The organism is Pandoraea capi (assembly GCF_902459735.1).
Taxonomy (GTDB): domain Bacteria; phylum Pseudomonadota; class Gammaproteobacteria; order Burkholderiales; family Burkholderiaceae; genus Pandoraea; species Pandoraea capi.
This window is the reverse complement of sequence record NZ_CABPRV010000009.1, coordinates 206,628-224,414: the sequence shown is the minus strand read 5'-3', so window position 1 is coordinate 224,414 and position 17,787 is coordinate 206,628. Positions and strand designations below refer to the sequence as shown.

Genomic DNA, 17,787 nt, shown 5'->3' with positions numbered 1-17,787 from the left:
CGAGTGCTCGGACGCGTCTGGAAATCACCTGCCATGCGCACATGTTCCGCAGTGTCGGTGTACAGTGAACAACCTTACGCTTGAACGGTCTACCGCACATCATGGATGCCCTTCTTATTGTCATGACGATCTTCCCTGACGAGGCTAGCGCCGACGCGGCGACGGACGGCATGCTAGCTGGCCGTCTGGCGGCATGCGTCCAGCAACTGGCGCCGGTGCGCTCGAGCTATCGCTGGCAAGGCAAACGTGAAACGAGCGTCGAAGTGCCGCTCATGATCAAAACGACTGCCGCGCGCTACAGCGCTTTGGAGCAGTACATCAAAGAACACCATCCTTATGACGTCCCGGAGATCGTCGCATGGCCGGCGAGTGTGGCGTTGCCCGCGTATGCGCGTTGGGTCGAGGATGAGACGCGGGGGGAATTGCATGTTTGACCTGAAGACGATGGCAGCACCGGGGCTCGATGGAGCGCATGGCTTCACCCGTGAGGCAATGAAGCATCGCGCTCAGCAACTGTGGTCGTTCGCGCTGATGATGCTGTTGATCGTGCTGACAGTGGGCGTGGGGCGTGCCCATGCCGCCGACGATTTCCTGGACCCGGATGTCGCCTTCAAGGTGTCGAAGACGGAACAGCCCGGGGCTGTGTTGTTGCGCTTCGAAGTCGCCAAGGGCTATTACCTCTATCGGGAGCGATTTGCGTTTGCTGCCGATAATCCTGCGGTAACGCTCGGTACACCGGAATTTCCGAAAGGCGAAGTCAAGCATGACGAGACTTTCGGGAAGGACATGGAGGTGTACCACGAGCCGATCGAGGTGCGTATCCCGATCAGCAAGGCCAATGGCCCGTTCACGCTGAATGTGACCATGCAGGGTTGTGCGGACAAGGGGTTATGTTACCCGCCGATGGACAAACCGCTGAAGATCTCTGCGGCAGCGGTGGGCAGCGCTGGTGGGAGTGGGGCGAGTGTGGTGCCGGGCGCCGGCGCAGCAACTCAGGCGCTGTTGGGCGGTAATTCGTCGGCGGCGAATGATGCGTCTGCCGCTGCGCCGGTTGTGCCCGCCAACGCTTCGGGCGGATGGTTGTCGGCTCGCGAAGATTACAGCGAAGCCGAGCGCATTCTCTCGGGCGGTAGCTTTGTGCTCGCTCTGGCTATCTTTTTTGCGCTCGGAGTTGGATTAGCTTTCACGCCTTGTGTGTTGCCGATGGTGCCGATTCTGTTGTCGATCGTGGCCGGGCAGGAAGCGAGTCGGGGCAAGGCGGTGCGTCTGGCTATCGCCTACGTCCTCGGTATGGCCATTGTGAACACGGTCATCGGGGTTGCCGCCGGCCTGCTCGGGCAAGGTTTGATTGCGTTCCTGCAAGCACCGTGGGTCCTCGCACTGTTTGCCCTACTGATGGTCATCCTGTCGCTGTCGATGTTCGGCATGTACGAGATTCAGTTGCCTGCGGCATTGCGCGACAGAATCGACAACGCCGCGCGCCAGCAAAAATCCGGGCAATGGATTGGCGCTGCGATGATGGGCGTGTTGTCGGGGCTGATCGTCAGCCCATGCGTCACGGCACCGCTGGCAGCGGCGCTCGCATTCATCGCCAAGACCGGAGACGCGGTGTTCGGCGGCGCAACGCTTTTCTCCCTGTCGCTGGGTATGGGGTTACCGCTCGTGATTCTGGCTGGTGGAGGCGGTGCATTGCTGCCGCGCGCCGGGGCCTGGATGGACGGTGTGAAGCGCTTCTTCGGCTTCCTTCTGCTCGGTGTGGCGTTGTGGATCGTTCGTCCGCTGCTGGCAACGCCTGTGCTGTTGCTGGGGGCAGGTGTGCTCCTGCTGGTTGCCGCCACGTTCATGCGCGTTTTCGACAACTTACCGGATGGCGCGAGTGGTGCCCGTCGTCTGCTTAAGGGCCTGGGCGTTGCCGTTGCCTTGTTGGGGGCCGTCGCTCTGGTGGGCGCAGCGGCCGGCGCGCGCGATCCATTGATGCCGTTGGCGGGGTTGTCGACGGTAGCTTCCGGGAGCGCCAATGCGGGTGCGCCGACAACGGAAGGCGTCAAGTTCCAGCGTGTACGCAGCAACGCCGAGCTGGATCAGGTGGTGGCGACGGCGGGGCGTCCGGTGATGTTCGACTTCTATGCGGACTGGTGCATTAGTTGCAAGGAAATGGAGCGCTTTGTTTTCACCGACCCGCGTGTCAAAGCGCGTCTGGATCAAATGGTGCTCGTGCAAGCCGACGTGACGGCCAACAACGCCGACGATCAGGCATTACTCAAGCGTTTCGGATTGTTTGGGCCGCCGGGGATTATCTTCTTCGACGCAAGCGGCAAGGAAGTCGCCGGGACGCGCGTCATTGGGGCTCAGTCTGCGGATCAATTTCTCCGAAGCCTCGACAAGGCATACGGCCCCGCCGTTTGATGCGGCTATTCAGGTGGATGTCGCGGTATCGGACAGCGCCACAAATTGCCGATATTTCGTTTTCGGCGGGAACGTCAGTCCGACGTCCCCGCTCACCATATCGGCAGGCGCTCGCTTAGGCTTGCGAGCGAATCAGGCGTGCCGCGTCCAGCGCGAAGTACGTCAGGATGCCATCGGCGCCCGCACGCTTGAAAGCGAGCAGCGACTCCATCATGACCTTGTCGTGATCGAGCCAGCCGTTCTGCGCGGCGGCCTTTAGCATCGCGTATTCGCCGCTCACCTGATAGGCATACGTGGGGAAGCGGAACTCATCCTTCACACGACGCACGATGTCGAGATACGGCATGCCCGGCTTGACCATTACCATGTCGGCACCCTCGTCGATATCGAGTGCGACTTCACGCAGCGCTTCGTCCGAATTGGCCGGGTCCATCTGGTAAGTCATCTTGTTGCTCTTACCGAGGTTCGCCGCCGAGCCGACGGCGTCGCGGAACGGGCCGTAGAAGGCGGATGCATATTTGGCGGCATACGCCATGATGCGCGTGTGGATGTAGCCGCCGGCTTCCAGGGCTTCGCGGATCGCGCCGATGCGACCGTCCATCATGTCGGAAGGTGCGACGATGTCCACGCCGGCTTCAGCCTGAGTGAGCGCTTGCTGAACGAGGAGGCGCGTCGTCACGTCGTTGATGACGTAGCCGTTCTCATCGAGCACGCCGTCCTGACCGTGACTCGTGTACGGATCGAGCGCGACGTCCGTCAACACACCGAGATCCGGGAAATTGCGCTTGAGCTCGCGAATGGCGCGAGGAATCAGACCGTCAGGGTTGGTGGCTTCGATGCCATCGGGTGTCTTGAGCGAGGCTTCGATGTTCGGGAACAACGCGATGACGGGCACGCCGAGCGTGACGCATGTGTCGGCAACGCGCAGCAGTTCGTCGACGGAGACCCGTTCGACGCCGGGCATCGAATCGACGGCTTCACGGCGCTTCTCGCCTTCGAGCACGAACACCGGATAGATGAGGTCGTCGCAAGTCAGATGGTTTTCGCGCATCAGGCGGCGCGAGAAGTCGTCGCGTCGCATGCGGCGCGGGCGAAGCAGGGGGTAGGAACTCATGCGATCGGTCCTTTGGACGAAGAATGGCGCGTCGGAAATTGCCACGAGTCGGTTGTTTTGACGTGTCCCGAAAACGGTGATGTCGTTGCGACTGGCTCAACGATTCCGTAAGAGGGAAGGCGCGCAAAAAAGGGCGCTTGCCGGGAAACTTTCGAACGCATGGTATATCATACCAACCGGATGTTCGCACTGTGTGTGACGTCCCCCGCTTCTCCTCCCTGAGCGGGCGCCTGTCGTTCTACGATAAGGCTTATTTAAACCCGCCGTGCCTACACGGCGGTTTTTTTATGTGCGCTCGAATCGTTGCAACGTCCGGGCAATGGTCAGGCAACGTCCCTGAACGCCGCACGTTCTGTCGGTTTCTCTTCGGCATCGTCCATTCGGACGATGGTCGCCCTCTGTCGCTTCGCGTCATCGATCCAGTTCAGAACCAACCGATGTAGGGCCCAGCCCGCCGCGACGATTTGTCGCGCTCGGTATGTGCGTTGAACGTCTACCTTAGAAAGCTGGCGTGCCAAGCGAAAATGGCGTTTAAAACGCTAAACCGGAACCGGATGTCAGTGTCTTGCCATCGCGGCAAGACACCCGTCGGATACGTCAGGATATACGCCGGATGTGCCGGATCTGCGGGAGACATCCGACGAGGAAAGGCTTACTTTTTCGCAGTGTCTCGTGCCGGAATGGCGAGCCAGTCCTCGAGCACGCGCTGCGCGGCGTCGACACCGGTCCGCTTGAGCGACGAGAACAACTGCGCCGTGAATTGCGCCGGCACAGACGGATCGTCGGACGGCAGGCCATCGGTGCGCGGCAACGCGGACAGGCGCTTTTGCGTCTCGCGCAGCACGTTCGTGGATTCCTGGCGCGTGAGCTTGTCGGCCTTCGTCAGCAGCGCGTGAATGGGGCGCCCCGTCGGCATGAACCAGTCGATGAGCTCGCAGTCCAGGTCCGTGAACGGACGGCGCGAGTCCATCACGAGCACCAGGCCGCGCAACTGCGGGCGCTGCACCAGATAGTCGCCGAGAAGCTGCTGCCAGTGCACCTTTACGCCGCCGCCGACCTCGGCATAGCCGTAACCGGGCAAATCGACGAGGTAGCCATAAAGGTGCTCAAGGTGAGCGATCTCGAAATAGTTGATGTGTTGCGTGCGGCCCGGCGTCTTGCTGGAGAACGCCAGACGCTTCTGATTGCACAGGATGTTGAGCGCGCTGGACTTGCCCGCGTTCGAGCGGCCCGCGAAGGCGACCTCGGGCACGGCCGTGGGCGGCAGGTCGCGCAGATGATTGACGGTCGTAAAGAAGCGGGCTTGATGAAGTAGGGACATGACGGAAACCGGGGAGCGCAGCAACCATTGGCATCGGGCTGCAACGCGGGCGCAGGCACGCAAAAACGGCAGGTTCGACGCCCGCCGGCGACAGGCCGGGAAGCCCCGTTCTGCGGCCTTCTACATGGAATCCCCTAAAGCCGGGGAAAGTCTTTATTGTACAATATGAAAGTTAACCTTGGCCTTGCCAGGGCTTGCCCGAACGTCTCGCGCGCCGTGAGGTTGGAGGAGAAACGCGGCGTCGGACGGTGAGTTCGAACGACCGATTTCCCGACAAAACAGATATAAGGTGTGCGAATGAACCGAGGAGTGTGGAAGTCTCTCGCTGCAACACCGTTGGCGCTGGCATGCTTTCTTCTGAGCGGTGCAGGACAGGCCGCCGAGCCTCAGGCGCCCGCCAAACCCGATCTGGCCCGGGGACAGGCCATTGCCAGTCAGGTCTGCGCCGCGTGCCACGCGGCCGACGGCAACAGCACCGGTGGGGCTTATCCGAAGCTGGCCGGTCAACATTCCGAATATCTCTACAAGCAGCTCGTCGACTTCAAGGCGCAGCCCGGCAAGACTCCCGCGCGTAATAACCCCATCATGGCTGGCATGGTCGCGGCGCTCTCCGATCAGGACATGCGCAACGTGTCGGCGTACTTCGCGTCACAGACGGCGAAACCGGGGGCCGCCCGCAACAAGGACACTGTGCCGCTCGGCGAGAAGATTTACCGTGGCGGCATCGCGGAGAAGGGCGTGCCGGCCTGCGCCGCGTGTCATGGCCCGACGGGCGCAGGCATGCCGTCGCAGTACCCACGTCTGTCCGGTCAGTGGGCGGAATACACCGCGGCTCAGCTTGTGGCGTTCCGCGACGAAACGCGCGGCAACAACGCGCCGATGCACACGATCGGTGGCCGTCTGTCAGACAAGGAAATCAAAGCCGTCGCGGATTACATCGCCGGTCTGCGCTAAGCGTGATGATCGGGAGCCCTGCCCTGACACCATGTGAACGTCAGGGTATATTCGCTGACTTATAACGAAACCAGTCACGGCGCCGCAGAGCGACGGGAGCGAACTGGTTTAGCATACACAGGGTGGCGGGCGCGTGAGATACGCGTCCCCGCCCTTTTTTGTTGTCGGAAACAGGATGAGCATCAGTACCTCCGGAATGCAGATCAAGGGAGCGCAACGATGGGTGCGCGACGGCGTCGAGCTGGTCAGCTCGATGCGCTTCGCCATCAGTCTGCTCACCGTGCTCGCGATTGCCAGCATCGTTGGCACCGTGCTCAAGCAGGGCGACCCTTACCCCAATTACGTCAATCAGTTCGGTCCGTTCTGGGCCGACGTCTTTCGCTCGCTCGGGCTGTACACCGTGTACAGCTCGTGGTGGTTCCTGCTGATCCTCTTCTTCCTGATGGCGTCGACGACGCTGTGCATCGTGCGCAACGCGCCGAAGATGATCGCGGACATTCGGAGCTGGCGCGACCACGTGCGCGAAGGCAGCCTGCGTGCGTTCGGTCACAAGGCCGAATACGTCGGGCCGTTGTCGCGTGTCGATCTGCTCAAGCGGGTGACGGGCTATCTCGGACATCGCGGTTACCGCTTCGTCGTGCGTGAGCGCGAAGGCGCGACGCTCGTGGCCGCGAAAGCCGGTGCGATCAACAAGATCGGCTACATCTTCGCGCACAGTGCGATCGTCATCATCTGTCTGGGTGGCCTCGTGGACAGCGATCTGCTGATTCGTGCCCAGATGGCGCTGTTCGGCAAATCGCCGCTGCAAGGCAATGCCGTGATCGCGCAGATTCCGGAGACGCATCGACTTTCGCCGAATAACCCCGCTTTCCGCGGCTACGCATTCGTGCCGGAAGGCGGCAAATCGACGACGGCGATTCTGAATTTTCAGGATGGCTCGGTGGTGCAGGATCTGCCGTTCGCCATCGAACTGAAGAAATTCCACGTCGATTACTACTCGACGGGCATGCCCAAGCTCTTCGCGAGCGACATCGTGGTCACCGACCCCGAGACCGGCAAGACGATGGACGCGACTGTGAAGGTCAACGAGCCGTTCATTTACAAGGGCGTGGCGATCTATCAGTCGAGCTTCGAGGACGGCGGCAGCAAACTGAAGCTCACCGGTTATCCCATGCGCGGCGCGACGGATCGTACCTTCGCGTTTTCCGGCGACATCGGCGGCTCGACCCAACTGCGCGGCGGTGCGGCCGGCAAGGACGAGTACACGGTCGAGTTCAGCGACTTCCGCGCCATCAACGTCGAGAACATCAGCAATGGCAGCGGCGAGCGCGACGTGCGCGGCGTGGCCCGCAAGTCGCTGCGCGATGACCTGAGTGCGCAACTCGGTTCCGGCGCGCGCTCCGATCTGAGCAAGGACCTGCGCAACGTCGGCCCGTCCGTGCAGTACAAGGTACGCGACCGTAGCGGTCAGGCGAAGGAGTACCGCAATTACATGCTGCCGATTATGGTGGAAGACGGCGAGCGTGTATTCATGACGGGGGTGCGTGACACCCCGGATGGCCCGTTCCAGTATCTGCGCATCCCGGCGGACGCCGATGGCTCCGTCAAGCAATGGATGCTGTTGCGCGCCGCCCTTCAGGATGACGGTGCCCGCGGCGAGGCTGCGCGCCGGTTCGCGGCGCAGTCGCTGCCGGCGCAAACGTCTGCCGAACTGCGTGGTCAGTTGCAGGAGAGTGCCAAGCGTGAACTGGATCTGTTCGCGGGGGCGATTCCGGCGAGCAAGGATGGCCATGCGACGGGCGGTTTGCAGGCGATCGCCGAATTCGTGAACGAGAAGGTACCGCCGGAGCAGCAGTCGAACGCAGCGGTCATGTTCCGACGCATTCTGGACGGCGCGATCTGGCAGCTCTGGCAGGTCGCCCGCGAGAAGGCCGGTCAGCCCGAAATGGCGCCGGCGCCGGAGAGCGAGCGATTCGTGCATACGGCTACCAACGCGCTGTCCGACAATTTCCTGTACGACGCACCGGTCTTCCTGCAGCTCGATTCGTTCGAGCAAATCCAGGCCAGCGTCTTTCAGCTCACGCGATCCCCGGGTAAAAAGATCGTGTATCTTGGCAGCTTACTGCTGGTGCTCGGCATTTTCTCGATGTTCTACGTGCGCGAGCGGCGTTTGTGGCTGTGGGTCAAGGACACGCCGGAGGGTGGCAGTTCGGTGTTGATGGCGGTGTCGACGACGCGTCGCACACTGGACTTCGAAAAGGAATTCGCCCGCACGAAGGCGGAGATGGACGAGATCGTCACAAAACGATGAGGGTGAGACAAATGGAGTTATCCCAGGGCTATTCAGAGATCTCGTGGCTGCGCCGCCGCAGTATCGGCGACTGGTTGTTCGCGCTTGCGCTGGCGATCGGTGCGGGTTTCGCGCTCAACCGCTACGGTCACTACATGGATTACTACGAGCACACGATTCTGGTGCTCGCGGTGCCGACTTTTGCCGTGCTTGGCTGGCATTGGCGCTCAGTGCGCTGGCTGATGGCCGGGATCGCAATCCTCGCGCTTTCGGGCATCGGGATGTATCACCATGATCTCGCGCGCGCCGATCAGGCCTTCTTTCTCAAGTACTTTCTGTCGAGTCAGTCCGCCATTCTGTGGATGAGCGCGCTGTTTTTCCTGTCGACACTCTTCTACTGGGGCGGCCTGGTGGCCCGTTCGCCGTTCGGGGCGAGTGTGGGCTCGTCGTTGTGCTGGGCGGCCGTGCTGCTCGGCTTCACCGGCATGATGGTGCGTTGGTACGAGTCGTATCTCGTCGGCGCGGACGTCGGTCACATCCCCATCTCGAACCTGTACGAAGTGTTCGTGCTGTTCTGCCTGATCACGGCGCTGTTTTACCTGTATTACGAGCAACGCTACGAAACGCGCTCGCTCGGACCGTTCGTGTTGCTGGTGATCAGCGCGGCCGTGGGTTTCAACCTCTGGTACAGCGTGGCGCGCAGCGCTTACGAGATCCAGCCGCTGGTACCCGCGCTTCAGAGCTGGTGGATGAAGATCCACGTGCCGGCGAACTTCATCGGCTATGGCACGTTTGCACTGGCGGCGATGGTGGCCGTGGCGTATCTGCTCAAGTCGAGCGAGAACAAACGTCTGGTTGCGAAGGGCAAGCCGGTCGATAGCGGGTTCTTCTCGTCGCGCCTGCCATCGCTCGAATTGCTCGACGATGTGATGTACAAGGCGATCGCCGTCGGTTTTGCGTTCTTTACGATTGCGACGATTCTCGGCGCACTCTGGGCGGCAGACGCCTGGGGGGGCTACTGGAGCTGGGATCCCAAGGAGACGTGGGCACTGATCGTCTGGCTGAACTACGCAGCGTGGTTGCACATGCGCCTCATGAAGGGGCTGCGTGGCGTGGTCGCCGCGTGGTGGTCGCTGACGGGGCTGCTGATCACGACGTTTGCGTTCCTTGGCGTGAACATGTTCCTGTCGGGATTGCATAGTTACGGACAGCTCTGACGCATAAGGCTGGCGTCTGAATTAGACGATCCAGGCGATCCAGGCCGTTCGGGCTCGAAAAGCCGCCGCACCGAGGTGCCGGCGGCTTTTTTCATCGTGACGTATGATTTCCCGCAGTGTCACCTCGGGAACGACGTCAATCGCGCGTCAGTCATACCGGGCACGAGGCATCTCGGCAATATCGGCACATCAGGCGAGCCTGGAGGGCACATCATGAGTACGAACAAGTCGCTTCTGCGCGGGGCGAACATCCCGGCGAGCCACATTACGCCGCGTGACGTGGCGACCGGGCGACGGCGTTTCCTGCAGGCTTCAGGCGTCGGGTTGACGGGCCTCGGGGGCGCCGCACTGGGCCTCCTGCCTTCGGGCGCCTTTGCGGCTGACAGCCCGGGCACCGGACTGAGCAAGCTCGCGGCGACACGCAATACGCGATATGTCGTCACCGACAAGCCGACCGACATCAAGGATGTCACCACCTACAACAACTTCTACGAATTCGGCACCGACAAGTCCGACCCGGCGCGGCGTGCAGGCACGCTCAAGCCGCGTCCGTGGCAGGTGGCCATCGAGGGAGCGGTGAAACAGCCGAAGGTCTACGACCTCGATGCGTTGCTCAAACTGGCGCCGCTCGAAGAGCGCGTCTATCGGCACCGCTGCGTGGAAGGCTGGTCGATGGTCATTCCGTGGATTGGCTACTCGCTGTCCGAGCTCATCAAACAGGTGCAGCCTACGGGCAACGCGAAATACGTGGAGTTCGTCACGCTGGCCGATCCGAAGCAGATGCCCGGGCTGTCGTATCCGGTGTTGAGCTGGCCGTATGTGGAAGGCTTGCGGATGGACGAAGCCATGCACCCGCTCTCGCTGCTGACGTTCGGTCTGTATGGCGAGGTATTGCCGAATCAGAACGGCGCGCCGGTACGCATGGTGGTGCCCTGGAAATATGGCTTCAAGAGTGCCAAGTCCATTGTGAAGATCCGTTTCGTCGAGAAAATGCCGCTGACGAGCTGGAATCGTGCCGCATCGGACGAGTATGGTTTCTACTCGAACGTTAATCCGGAAGTCGATCATCCGCGCTGGAGTCAGGCTACCGAACGTCGCATTGGCGACGGCGGCATTTTCACCCCCAAGCGCAAGACACTGATGTTCAACGGATACGGTGAACAGGTCGCCAGCCTGTATCAGGGCATGGATCTGCGCAAATTCTTCTGAGCTTCCCAGCGGATACGCCGTGCCGACATCCCCTTCTCATTCGTCCGGCGAGCCCGGGCACGGGCGCAACGATGCGCAAGCGACACCGACAGTCGGCCCGGCGACCCGTGCCGGCGTTACCAGGCGTCCCGCGCAACGCTGGCTCGTGTGTGTCAAAGCGGTGGTTTTCCTGCTCGCGCTGGTGCCGCTGCTGCGGCTTGTCATCTATGGCGTGACGGACCAGTTGGGCGCAAATCCCGTCGAATTCATCACCCGATCGACAGGGACCTGGACGCTGGTGATGCTTTGCATCACGCTGGCCATCACCCCCGTGCGCCGCATGACCGGCATGACCTGGTTATTGCGATGCAGACGCATGCTCGGACTGTTCGCGTTTTTCTACGGCGCGCTGCATTTCGCGACGTATTTCTGGCTGGATCAGTGGTTTGACTGGACGAGTATCTTGCGCGACGTCACCGGCAAACGCCCGTTTATCACCGTGGGGTTTGCGGCGTTCGTGCTGATGGTGCCGCTGGCGCTGACGTCCCCGCACGCGATGGTGCGATGGCTGGGCGGGCGGCGCTGGCAACAACTGCATCGCGCGATTTACGCGATTGCCGTGCTAGCGATCCTGCATTACTGGTGGATGAAGGCGGGCAAGAACGACCTTGCCCAACCGGCGATCTATGCGATCGTTGTGGCGGGCCTGCTTGGCGCCCGCGTGATCTGGGCGCTGCGCAGGCCGCGAACTCAGACGTTGCCGGGCAGCAGCCGCTCGCCGGCAAACAGCGATTCGACCGTCTCGCGTTCGCGCACGAGATAGGCGTCGTTGCCATCGACCATGACTTCGGCCGCACGCGGACGCGTGTTGTAGTTGGAGCTCATCGTAAAGCCGTAAGCGCCGGCCGAGCGAATCGCGAGCAGATCATCCGGCTCGATGGCCAGTGCCCGGTCGCGACCGAGCCAGTCACCGCTTTCGCAAACGGGGCCGACGACATCGTAGGTACTTGCCTCGCCCGTGCGGCGTGCGACCGGGTCAATGCGGTGATACGCCTCGTACATTGCCGGACGCGCCAGATCATTCATCGCCGCGTCGACGATGGCAAAGTTCTTGGTCTCGCCGTGCTTGAGGAACTCCACGCGCGTGAGCAGTACACCGGCATTACCCACGAGCGAGCGGCCCGGTTCGAACAGCACCTGCCGATGGCCGTGACCGCGCTTGGCGATGTGGTCGAGCAGCGTCGTGGCGAATGCCGTGATATCCGGCGGGGTTTCGTCCGTATAGGTGATGCCCAGACCACCCCCCACGTCGATGTGATGCAGCGAGATACCTGCGGTTTCGAGCTTTTCGACGAGATCGAGGACCTTGTCGGCGGCGTCGAGATACGGTGAGATCTCGGTGATTTGCGACCCGATGTGGCAATCGATGCCGACAACTTCGAGGTGCGGCATGGCGGCCGCCGCACGATAGGCGTCGAACGCTTCTTCATAGGCCACGCCGAACTTGTTTCCGCGCAGGCCTGTGGAAATATAGGGGTGCGTCTTGGCGTCGACGTTCGGATTCACGCGCAACGAGACACGTGCACGCTTGCCCATCTGCCCCGCCACTGCATTGAGCCGGTCGAGTTCCGGGCGCGATTCCACGTTGAAGCAGAACACGTCCTTTTCCAATGCGTAGCGCATTTCGTCCGCGTGCTTGCCGACACCGGAAAACACGGCGCGCCTGGGATCGCCACCCGCGGCGATGACACGCGCGAGCTCGCCGGCCGACACGATGTCGAAGCCTGCGCCGAGTTTGGCGAAGACGCCGAGCACTGCGAGGTTCGAGTTGGCCTTGGCTGCGTAGTGCACTGCCGCGTTACGGCCTTCGCATGCCTTGGCATAGGCCTGATAGGCCTGCGTCAGGGCCGCCTTCGAATAGACGTAGAGCGGGGTGCCGAAGCGTTCGGCAAGCGCGGGGAGGGCTACGCCCTCGGCGTGGAGTACGTCGTCGCGGTAGGAGAAGATGGCGTCGGACATCGCAGAAACTCGGTAATCAACTGGGCAACTAGGGGGCGCCGGTCGCGTCGGGGGGATTTCGCCCCGGCGCGTCGAGGCCGATCTCGCGGATGTCGGCCATCGTCGGCAAATTTTCGCTTATTCCGCTCACTCCGGCTTGGCTGGCGGTTGCATGGTTGCCGGCGGCACATCGACCGACGGTCCGCGCTGCGGCTCGGCCACACGCGGCGGCGGCGGGACCGGCGCACCTGGCGGCGGCGTCGGTTTCACGGGAGGCGCCGGGAGGTACAGCGGGCCGGCCTGGCCACAACCGGCCAGTGCGCTCAGAAGGGCAATCGACGCTACAATCGCGCAGGTTCGAATAGGTGCAGTCATGGGGGTATCGCCGCGTGGTGCGGCATGCAAACGATGACGCAAACCGTGGAGTTTAGCATGACGGAAAGTGAATTCCTGGCGCTCGCAGAGGCAGTGCTGGCGCAGGTCGAAGCGGCTGTCGAAGGCGTGGTCGACAACAGCGACGTGGATATCGATTGCGAGCGTACGGGCAACGTACTGACGCTCGAATTCGAAGATGGCAGCAAGATCATCGTCAACGTGCAAACGCCGATGAGCGAGATCTGGATCGCTGCGCGTTCGGGCGGTTTCCATTTCCGCCTGAAAGGCGACAAATGGCGCGATACGCGCGACGACTCCGAGTTGTTCGAAGCCCTGTCGCGCTTCGCATCGCAGCAAGCCGGTGAGACGGTGACGTTTCAGGCTGGCTGAGGAGTTACCGGCCTAACGGCCGCCCCCAAGCCAGTCCGCAAGCCCTGAGCGATATCAGGGCTTGCTGTTGAACATATCCAGGATGCGTTGTCGCTCCTGACGATCGACCGGCGCTGGTGCCGGTGACGGCACGTGCGACGGTGCAGGTACCGCGCCCGGCTGAGCCGGCATCTGGCCGGGCAGCGCGCCCGACGGTCCCGGTGATGCCGAGCCGTCCGGTGCCGTGTCAGCGCTCAGCCCCACCGTGCTGACGGCGCGCCCCGGCGGATAGTCGTCGTAGAAATAGTCCCCATTGGCCTGAATGACGCCCGGCGGAATCGCACGGGTCGACTCTGGCACCCCGCGCAACGCCTTCGACATGTAGTCGATCCAGATCGGCAGTGCCAGACCACCACCGGTTTCGCGATCCCCCAGATTGCGCGGTTGATCGAAGCCGATCCACGCAACGCCCACCAGCTGAGATTGATAGCCGGCGAACCACGCATCGTGGGAATCGTTCGTCGTCCCGGTCTTGCCGGCGAGATCGCTGCGCTTGAGTGCGTTGGTCTTGGCCGCAGTGCCGCGTGTCGCCACGTCGTGCAGCATCGAATTCATGATGAACGCGTTCCGTGCCGGGATCGCCCGAATCGACTCGTCACCTGCCGGTGTCGGCTTCTCCTCCATGATCACGTTGCCCTTCGAGTCGGTGATGCGCGCCACGATAAAGGGGTTCACCCGGAAGCCGCCATTCGCGAACACGGCATAACCGCTAGCCATTTGCAGCGGCGTGACCATGCCTGCGCCAAGTGCCATCGGCAGGTAGGCCGGATGCTTGTCCGCCTCGAAGCCGAATCGGCCGATGAACTTCTGCGCGTACCCCGGCGTGATGCTTTGCAGGATACGAATCGACACGAGGTTGCGTGAGCGCATGAGTGCGACGCGCATCGGCTCCGGTCCGTCGAACCCGCCACCATAGTTCTTCGGCTCCCACGGCTGCCCGCCCGTCTGCGCCGCCGTGAAATACAGCGGGCCGTCGTTAATGATCGTGGCGGGGGCAAAACCCTTCTCGAGCGCAGCCGAGTAAATGAACGGCTTGAAGCTCGATCCCGGCTGACGCCATGCTTGCGTCACGTGGTTGAACTTGTTGCGGTTGAAGTCGAAGCCCCCGACCAGCGAGCGGATGGCGCCGTTTTGCGGATCGAGCGACACGAACGCCGCTTCGATGTCCGGCATCTGCACGATGCGCCAGTTGTCCTTTGCGTCCTTCGTGACGCGGATGACCGAGCCCGGGCGAATCTTCTGCTTCGGTTGCGCCTTGGCGCTCAGACCGGTTGCCGCAAAGCGCAGCCCGTCGCCCGTGACGGTGACGTCGTCGCCGTTGAGCAGAACCGCCTTGACCTGCTGCGGGGCTGCCGACAGTACGACCGCCGCGACCATGTCACCGCTGTCCGGATGCTCGACCAGTGTGTCGTCGATCAACTGTTCGCGCTCGTCCTTGTCACTCGGCAAATCGATGTTGGCTTCCGGGCCGCGATAGCCGTGGCGCAGTTCATACGCCATCACGCCTGCACGCAGTGCTTCGTAAGCCGCTTCCTGATCGGCTGAATTGATCGTCGTGTAGACGTTGAAGCCGCGCGTGTAAATCTCGTCCTTGAACTGTGCGTAGAGCAACTGACGGACCATTTCGGCGACATAGCCGGCATGCACGCTGAATTCGCTACCCAGCCCGCGCACCACCAGTTCCTGCGCGATGGCCTGCTCGTATTCGGCTTTCGAGGCATACCCAAGGTCATACATCCGCTTGAGGATGTATTCCTGACGCACGCGAGCGCGCTTGTAATTGACGATCGGGTTATAGGCCGACGGTGCCTTCGGGAGTCCGGCAAGCATCGCGGCTTCGGCGAGCGTGATGTCCTTGAGGTCCTTGCCGAAATACACGCGGGCCGCGCTGGCGAAGCCGTAAGCACGCTCGCCGAGATAGATCTGATTCATGTACAGCTCGAGAATCTGATCCTTCGACAGGCGCGATTCAATCTTGTAGGCGAGTAGCGCCTCGTAAATCTTGCGCGTGTATGTCTTCTCGCTCGACAGGAAGAAGTTGCGCGCCACCTGCATGGTGATCGTACTGGCCCCTTGCGACGAGCCGCCACGCGTGAAGTTGGCGACGCCCGCACGGAAGATGCCGATGAAGTCGACGCCACCGTGCTGATAAAAGCGATCGTCCTCGATGGCGAGCACGGCTTTCTTCATGACATCGGGGATGTCGGCAAAGCGCACGAGATTGCGGCGCTCCTCGCCGAATTCACCGATCTGGATCTCGTCGGCCGTATAGATACGCAGCGGAATCTTCGGCCGGTAATCGACGATCGTGTCCAGCGACGGCAATTGCGGCGTCATCACCACCAGGATGTACCCCGCGAGCAACGCGCCACATACGACCATCGCGGCGATAAGGCCTACGAACCAAAGGGCGAGGCGCAGCCAGATGGAGCGGCGCGGTTTGGGCGGGCGCTTGTCGCGGGGTGTCTCGGTTTGGGGTGTGCTTGCCATGGGGGAACCGGAAAAAACGATGGGCCGATTATAACGAACGACCCGTGACCTCCCTCGGCAGCTCCCCGAAATCGGAGTTCGCGCCTATGAGGACTAAGAATCCGCCGAGTGAAAAACGGCGCAAATTCCGAAAGCGCATTTTTCTCGCCGTGCTAACGCCGAGACTCGGAATCGTCCGATTGGACGGTCGCACCGTGCCCGCTAGCATCGATCGCATCGATAGGGCGAGAGACGGGAGGCAATCATGGTCGCAGCGATTTTGCGCGGTGTGCGTTACGTGGGCAATCAACTGGCGGCGGCGTTGCCCCGCAACGACGGCGGCGCTTGCGGTATTCACTTTGACGCGGGGGGGATGCAATTCGTTCGCATGGCACGCACGACAGGGGGAGAGCCGTGGGGGCTGAGTGCTTGTGGGAGTGCCGTCATCGACGATGGCATGTTGAACGGCGCACAGATTGCCAAGCCGGAAGCATTGGCGCGCAGGCTGGGCGAGTTGCTGGAGCGGCTGGAAATCGAACCGCAGGATTTGCAGGGTGACACGATTGTCGTGGCGCTTCCCTCGCAGGGACTCAGGACCCAGGTCATCGACTATCCCGCTGATCTGCCGCCGCGCGTGCTACGTGCATGGTGCGAGCGGCGCGCTGCCCTGCTGTTGCCCGGCGACGGCACTGTCGATTCGAGAAGCCGTATCGGTGTGACGTGGGCCGAGCCCGGCAGCCATCGCCTTAGGTTGTACGCGTGTGAAGCGGCGTTGGCGGATGACAGGGTTGCCTTGCTGGAAATGGCGGGGCTGCGCACGCATGCAATGGATGCGGCGCACAGGGCGGGGCGTCGGGCATTCCGATGGGCCCGAACGAAGATGCATGGCGTATCGACGCCGGAATCCGCGTCGGCGGCACATTCAAATGTCCCGCCCGTCGCGTTGCTACAAATCGACGCGCAGGAGGTCGATCTGGCGGTTTTCAACGGGCAGACATGTGTCGCAGACGTTCGCGAGCGGTTTGACGGCGTCAATGCCCATTCAGAAGCCCTGGCAAGCGTAGTGCGGACGTTGTTGGGGGCGTTGCCTGTCGTCCCGCAAATCCTTCACGTGACGGCGAGAGGGGCAAGTCCGAGCGAACTTGAGGATATCTGCGTAGCCATAGCCGCCACATGTGGTGTCGAAATCAGTCCTTTCGATCCGCTGAGCCATCTGACGCCCGCAGGTTCTTCCATGTCACGTTTCCACGCGCCAGCGCAGCGGACGGTACTCACCGTGCCGTTTGGGCTCGCATTGCGTGCCATGTCGATGCGAGGCATGTCATGCGAATGAGTGCTGAATTGCCGCCGCTCGACTTCCTTCCCACGTTGGCACAGCGACGACAGCGCGACTTCCGCCGTCAATGGCGTATCTGGCTGGGTATTGCTGCGTGTGGCGCATTCGCATCGTTGGGACCCATTGCCTGGGATGAGCATCAACGTCGGGAGTCGAAGTTGCAACGTGTGGCATTGCGAGCGGCGAGCGAGAAGTTGAGTGCCGAGGTGAGGGCGTTCGATACCACGGTGCGCAAGCTTGGCGAGATGCAGGCGCATCGCAGGGCAACGTCCGCTTTGGTCGGGCGGCGGCAACCTGCCGCGCAGCGATTGCTGGACGTCATGAGGGCGTGTGCCGACGGTGTCAGATTGACGTTGGTGAAGACGGTCGACGAGCACCTGCGACTGGAGGGCTATGCGACGACACAGTCGCGTGTGCGAGAGACGCAGAAACGGTTGCGCGCGTTACCGTGGGTGCGCAAGGTTGCAGAAGTGGAGTCGAGCGTGGTGCCGGAAAGCGTCAGACGGCAATGGGCCGCCGGGCAGGCGTCTGCCGCTATGCCCAACGTGCGTCGTTTCACGTTACGCATCGAACTCCGGCAGGTGCCTGCGCCGGTGGTGTTGGCGGGAGTGACCGACGTCGATGCCGACGTTGATCGGCCGGTAACGGAGGAGGTGCCCGATGTACGGTGACAAACACGCGCCGGACGAC

15 protein-coding genes are annotated in these 17,787 nt (G+C 62.2%); 10 read left to right on the top strand and 5 right to left on the bottom strand.

What is annotated here, in order from left to right:
* The first annotated feature begins 101 nt into the window (after positions 1 to 101).
* Together cutA and dsbD are read left to right on the top strand one after the other, a co-directional pair.
* Positions 102 to 434, top strand: a complete 333-nt coding sequence (cutA, locus tag PCA20602_RS18510; protein ID WP_150722523.1) for a divalent-cation tolerance protein CutA — start codon at positions 102 to 104, stop codon at positions 432 to 434.
* Positions 427 to 2,406 (top strand): protein-disulfide reductase DsbD, encoded by a 1,980-nt coding sequence (gene dsbD, locus PCA20602_RS18505; protein WP_246182228.1) that lies wholly within the window; start codon positions 427 to 429, stop codon positions 2,404 to 2,406. Before cutA ends, dsbD begins: the two co-directional genes overlap by 8 nt.
* A 115-nt stretch (positions 2,407 to 2,521) precedes the next feature.
* Here dsbD and hemB read toward each other — a convergent pair whose 3' ends face one another.
* Together hemB and yihA are read right to left on the bottom strand one after the other, a co-directional pair.
* Positions 2,522 to 3,520, bottom strand: coding sequence for a porphobilinogen synthase (gene hemB, locus PCA20602_RS18500; protein WP_150722472.1), 999 nt, complete (start codon positions 3,518 to 3,520; stop codon positions 2,522 to 2,524).
* A gap of 652 nt (positions 3,521 to 4,172) precedes the next feature.
* Positions 4,173 to 4,841: a ribosome biogenesis GTP-binding protein YihA/YsxC gene (gene yihA / locus PCA20602_RS18495; RefSeq protein WP_069342355.1), complete on the bottom strand. Its 669-nt coding sequence runs from the start codon at positions 4,839 to 4,841 to the stop codon at positions 4,173 to 4,175.
* 297 nt (positions 4,842 to 5,138) lie between these two features.
* Here yihA and PCA20602_RS18490 point away from each other — a divergent pair, with 297 nt between their 5' ends.
* The 5 genes from PCA20602_RS18490 to msrQ all read left to right on the top strand — a co-directional run bounded on the left by PCA20602_RS18490 (position 5,139) and on the right by msrQ (position 11,313).
* Positions 5,139 to 5,795: a c-type cytochrome gene (locus PCA20602_RS18490; RefSeq protein ID WP_150722471.1), complete on the top strand. Its 657-nt coding sequence runs from the start codon at positions 5,139 to 5,141 to the stop codon at positions 5,793 to 5,795.
* Between the two features lie 175 nt (positions 5,796 to 5,970).
* Complete coding sequence (locus PCA20602_RS18485) at positions 5,971 to 8,106, top strand: cytochrome c biogenesis protein ResB (protein ID WP_246182227.1); 2,136 nt, start codon at positions 5,971 to 5,973, stop codon at positions 8,104 to 8,106.
* Positions 8,107 to 8,117: 11 nt separating this feature from the next.
* Positions 8,118 to 9,302, top strand: a complete 1,185-nt coding sequence (gene ccsB / locus PCA20602_RS18480) for a c-type cytochrome biogenesis protein CcsB (RefSeq protein WP_150722470.1) — start codon at positions 8,118 to 8,120, stop codon at positions 9,300 to 9,302.
* A 213-nt stretch (positions 9,303 to 9,515) separates the two neighbouring features.
* The gene (gene msrP / locus PCA20602_RS18475; protein ID WP_150722469.1) at positions 9,516 to 10,511 is read left to right on the top strand and encodes a protein-methionine-sulfoxide reductase catalytic subunit MsrP; all 996 of its coding nucleotides are present in this window, start codon (positions 9,516 to 9,518) and stop codon (positions 10,509 to 10,511) included.
* A 19-nt stretch (positions 10,512 to 10,530) separates the two neighbouring features.
* A complete protein-coding gene (gene msrQ / locus PCA20602_RS18470) occupies positions 10,531 to 11,313 on the top strand; it encodes a protein-methionine-sulfoxide reductase heme-binding subunit MsrQ (RefSeq protein ID WP_150722468.1) in 783 nt (260 codons plus the stop codon).
* Here msrQ and lysA read toward each other — a convergent pair.
* Together lysA and lptM are read right to left on the bottom strand one after the other, a co-directional pair.
* Positions 11,241 to 12,509 (bottom strand): diaminopimelate decarboxylase, encoded by a 1,269-nt coding sequence (lysA, locus tag PCA20602_RS18465; RefSeq protein ID WP_150722467.1) that lies wholly within the window; start codon positions 12,507 to 12,509, stop codon positions 11,241 to 11,243. The two genes, msrQ and lysA, sit on opposite strands and share 73 nt — an antisense overlap.
* 126 nt (positions 12,510 to 12,635) lie before the next feature.
* Complete coding sequence (gene lptM / locus PCA20602_RS18460; protein WP_150722466.1) at positions 12,636 to 12,863, bottom strand: LPS translocon maturation chaperone LptM; 228 nt, start codon at positions 12,861 to 12,863, stop codon at positions 12,636 to 12,638.
* Positions 12,864 to 12,920: 57 nt separating this feature from the next.
* Between lptM and cyaY the strand changes: the two genes are divergently transcribed.
* Complete coding sequence (cyaY, locus tag PCA20602_RS18455; protein ID WP_150722465.1) at positions 12,921 to 13,253, top strand: iron donor protein CyaY; 333 nt, start codon at positions 12,921 to 12,923, stop codon at positions 13,251 to 13,253.
* A 54-nt stretch (positions 13,254 to 13,307) separates the two neighbouring features.
* Here cyaY and PCA20602_RS18450 read toward each other — a convergent pair whose 3' ends face one another.
* Positions 13,308 to 15,782 carry a penicillin-binding protein 1A gene (locus PCA20602_RS18450; RefSeq protein ID WP_150722464.1) on the bottom strand — a complete coding sequence of 825 codons (2,475 nt, stop codon included), beginning with the start codon at positions 15,780 to 15,782 and terminating at the stop codon, positions 13,308 to 13,310.
* Between the two features lie 277 nt (positions 15,783 to 16,059).
* On the opposite strand from PCA20602_RS18450, the gene PCA20602_RS18445 reads away from it, so the two are divergent.
* Both PCA20602_RS18445 and PCA20602_RS18440 read left to right on the top strand, forming a co-directional pair.
* Positions 16,060 to 17,094, top strand: coding sequence for a type IV pilus biogenesis protein PilM (locus PCA20602_RS18445; protein ID WP_174981300.1), 1,035 nt, complete (start codon positions 16,060 to 16,062; stop codon positions 17,092 to 17,094).
* Positions 17,085 to 17,768, top strand: coding sequence for a PilN domain-containing protein (locus PCA20602_RS18440; RefSeq protein ID WP_150722462.1), 684 nt, complete (start codon positions 17,085 to 17,087; stop codon positions 17,766 to 17,768). Before PCA20602_RS18445 ends, PCA20602_RS18440 begins: the two co-directional genes overlap by 10 nt.
* The last annotated feature ends 19 nt before the right edge of the window (positions 17,769 to 17,787 follow it).

What these genes read in the sequence shown, in the direction of transcription:
- cutA (WP_150722523.1), top strand. Translation starts at nt 102, where the DNA reads ATGGATGCCCTTCTTATTGTCATGACGATCTTCCCTGACGAGGCTAGC.
- dsbD (WP_246182228.1), top strand. Translation starts at nt 427, where the DNA reads ATGTTTGACCTGAAGACGATGGCAGCACCGGGGCTCGATGGAGCGCAT.
- hemB (WP_150722472.1), bottom strand. Translation starts at nt 3,520, where the DNA reads ATGAGTTCCTACCCCCTGCTTCGCCCGCGCCGCATGCGACGCGACGAC.
- yihA (WP_069342355.1), bottom strand. Translation starts at nt 4,841, where the DNA reads ATGTCCCTACTTCATCAAGCCCGCTTCTTTACGACCGTCAATCATCTG.
- PCA20602_RS18490 (WP_150722471.1), top strand. Translation starts at nt 5,139, where the DNA reads ATGAACCGAGGAGTGTGGAAGTCTCTCGCTGCAACACCGTTGGCGCTG.
- PCA20602_RS18485 (WP_246182227.1), top strand. Translation starts at nt 5,971, where the DNA reads ATGAGCATCAGTACCTCCGGAATGCAGATCAAGGGAGCGCAACGATGG.
- ccsB (WP_150722470.1), top strand. Translation starts at nt 8,118, where the DNA reads ATGGAGTTATCCCAGGGCTATTCAGAGATCTCGTGGCTGCGCCGCCGC.
- msrP (WP_150722469.1), top strand. Translation starts at nt 9,516, where the DNA reads ATGAGTACGAACAAGTCGCTTCTGCGCGGGGCGAACATCCCGGCGAGC.
- lysA (WP_150722467.1), bottom strand. Translation starts at nt 12,509, where the DNA reads ATGTCCGACGCCATCTTCTCCTACCGCGACGACGTACTCCACGCCGAG.
- lptM (WP_150722466.1), bottom strand. Translation starts at nt 12,863, where the DNA reads ATGACTGCACCTATTCGAACCTGCGCGATTGTAGCGTCGATTGCCCTT.
- cyaY (WP_150722465.1), top strand. Translation starts at nt 12,921, where the DNA reads ATGACGGAAAGTGAATTCCTGGCGCTCGCAGAGGCAGTGCTGGCGCAG.
- PCA20602_RS18450 (WP_150722464.1), bottom strand. Translation starts at nt 15,782, where the DNA reads ATGGCAAGCACACCCCAAACCGAGACACCCCGCGACAAGCGCCCGCCC.
- PCA20602_RS18440 (WP_150722462.1), top strand. Translation starts at nt 17,085, where the DNA reads ATGCGAATGAGTGCTGAATTGCCGCCGCTCGACTTCCTTCCCACGTTG.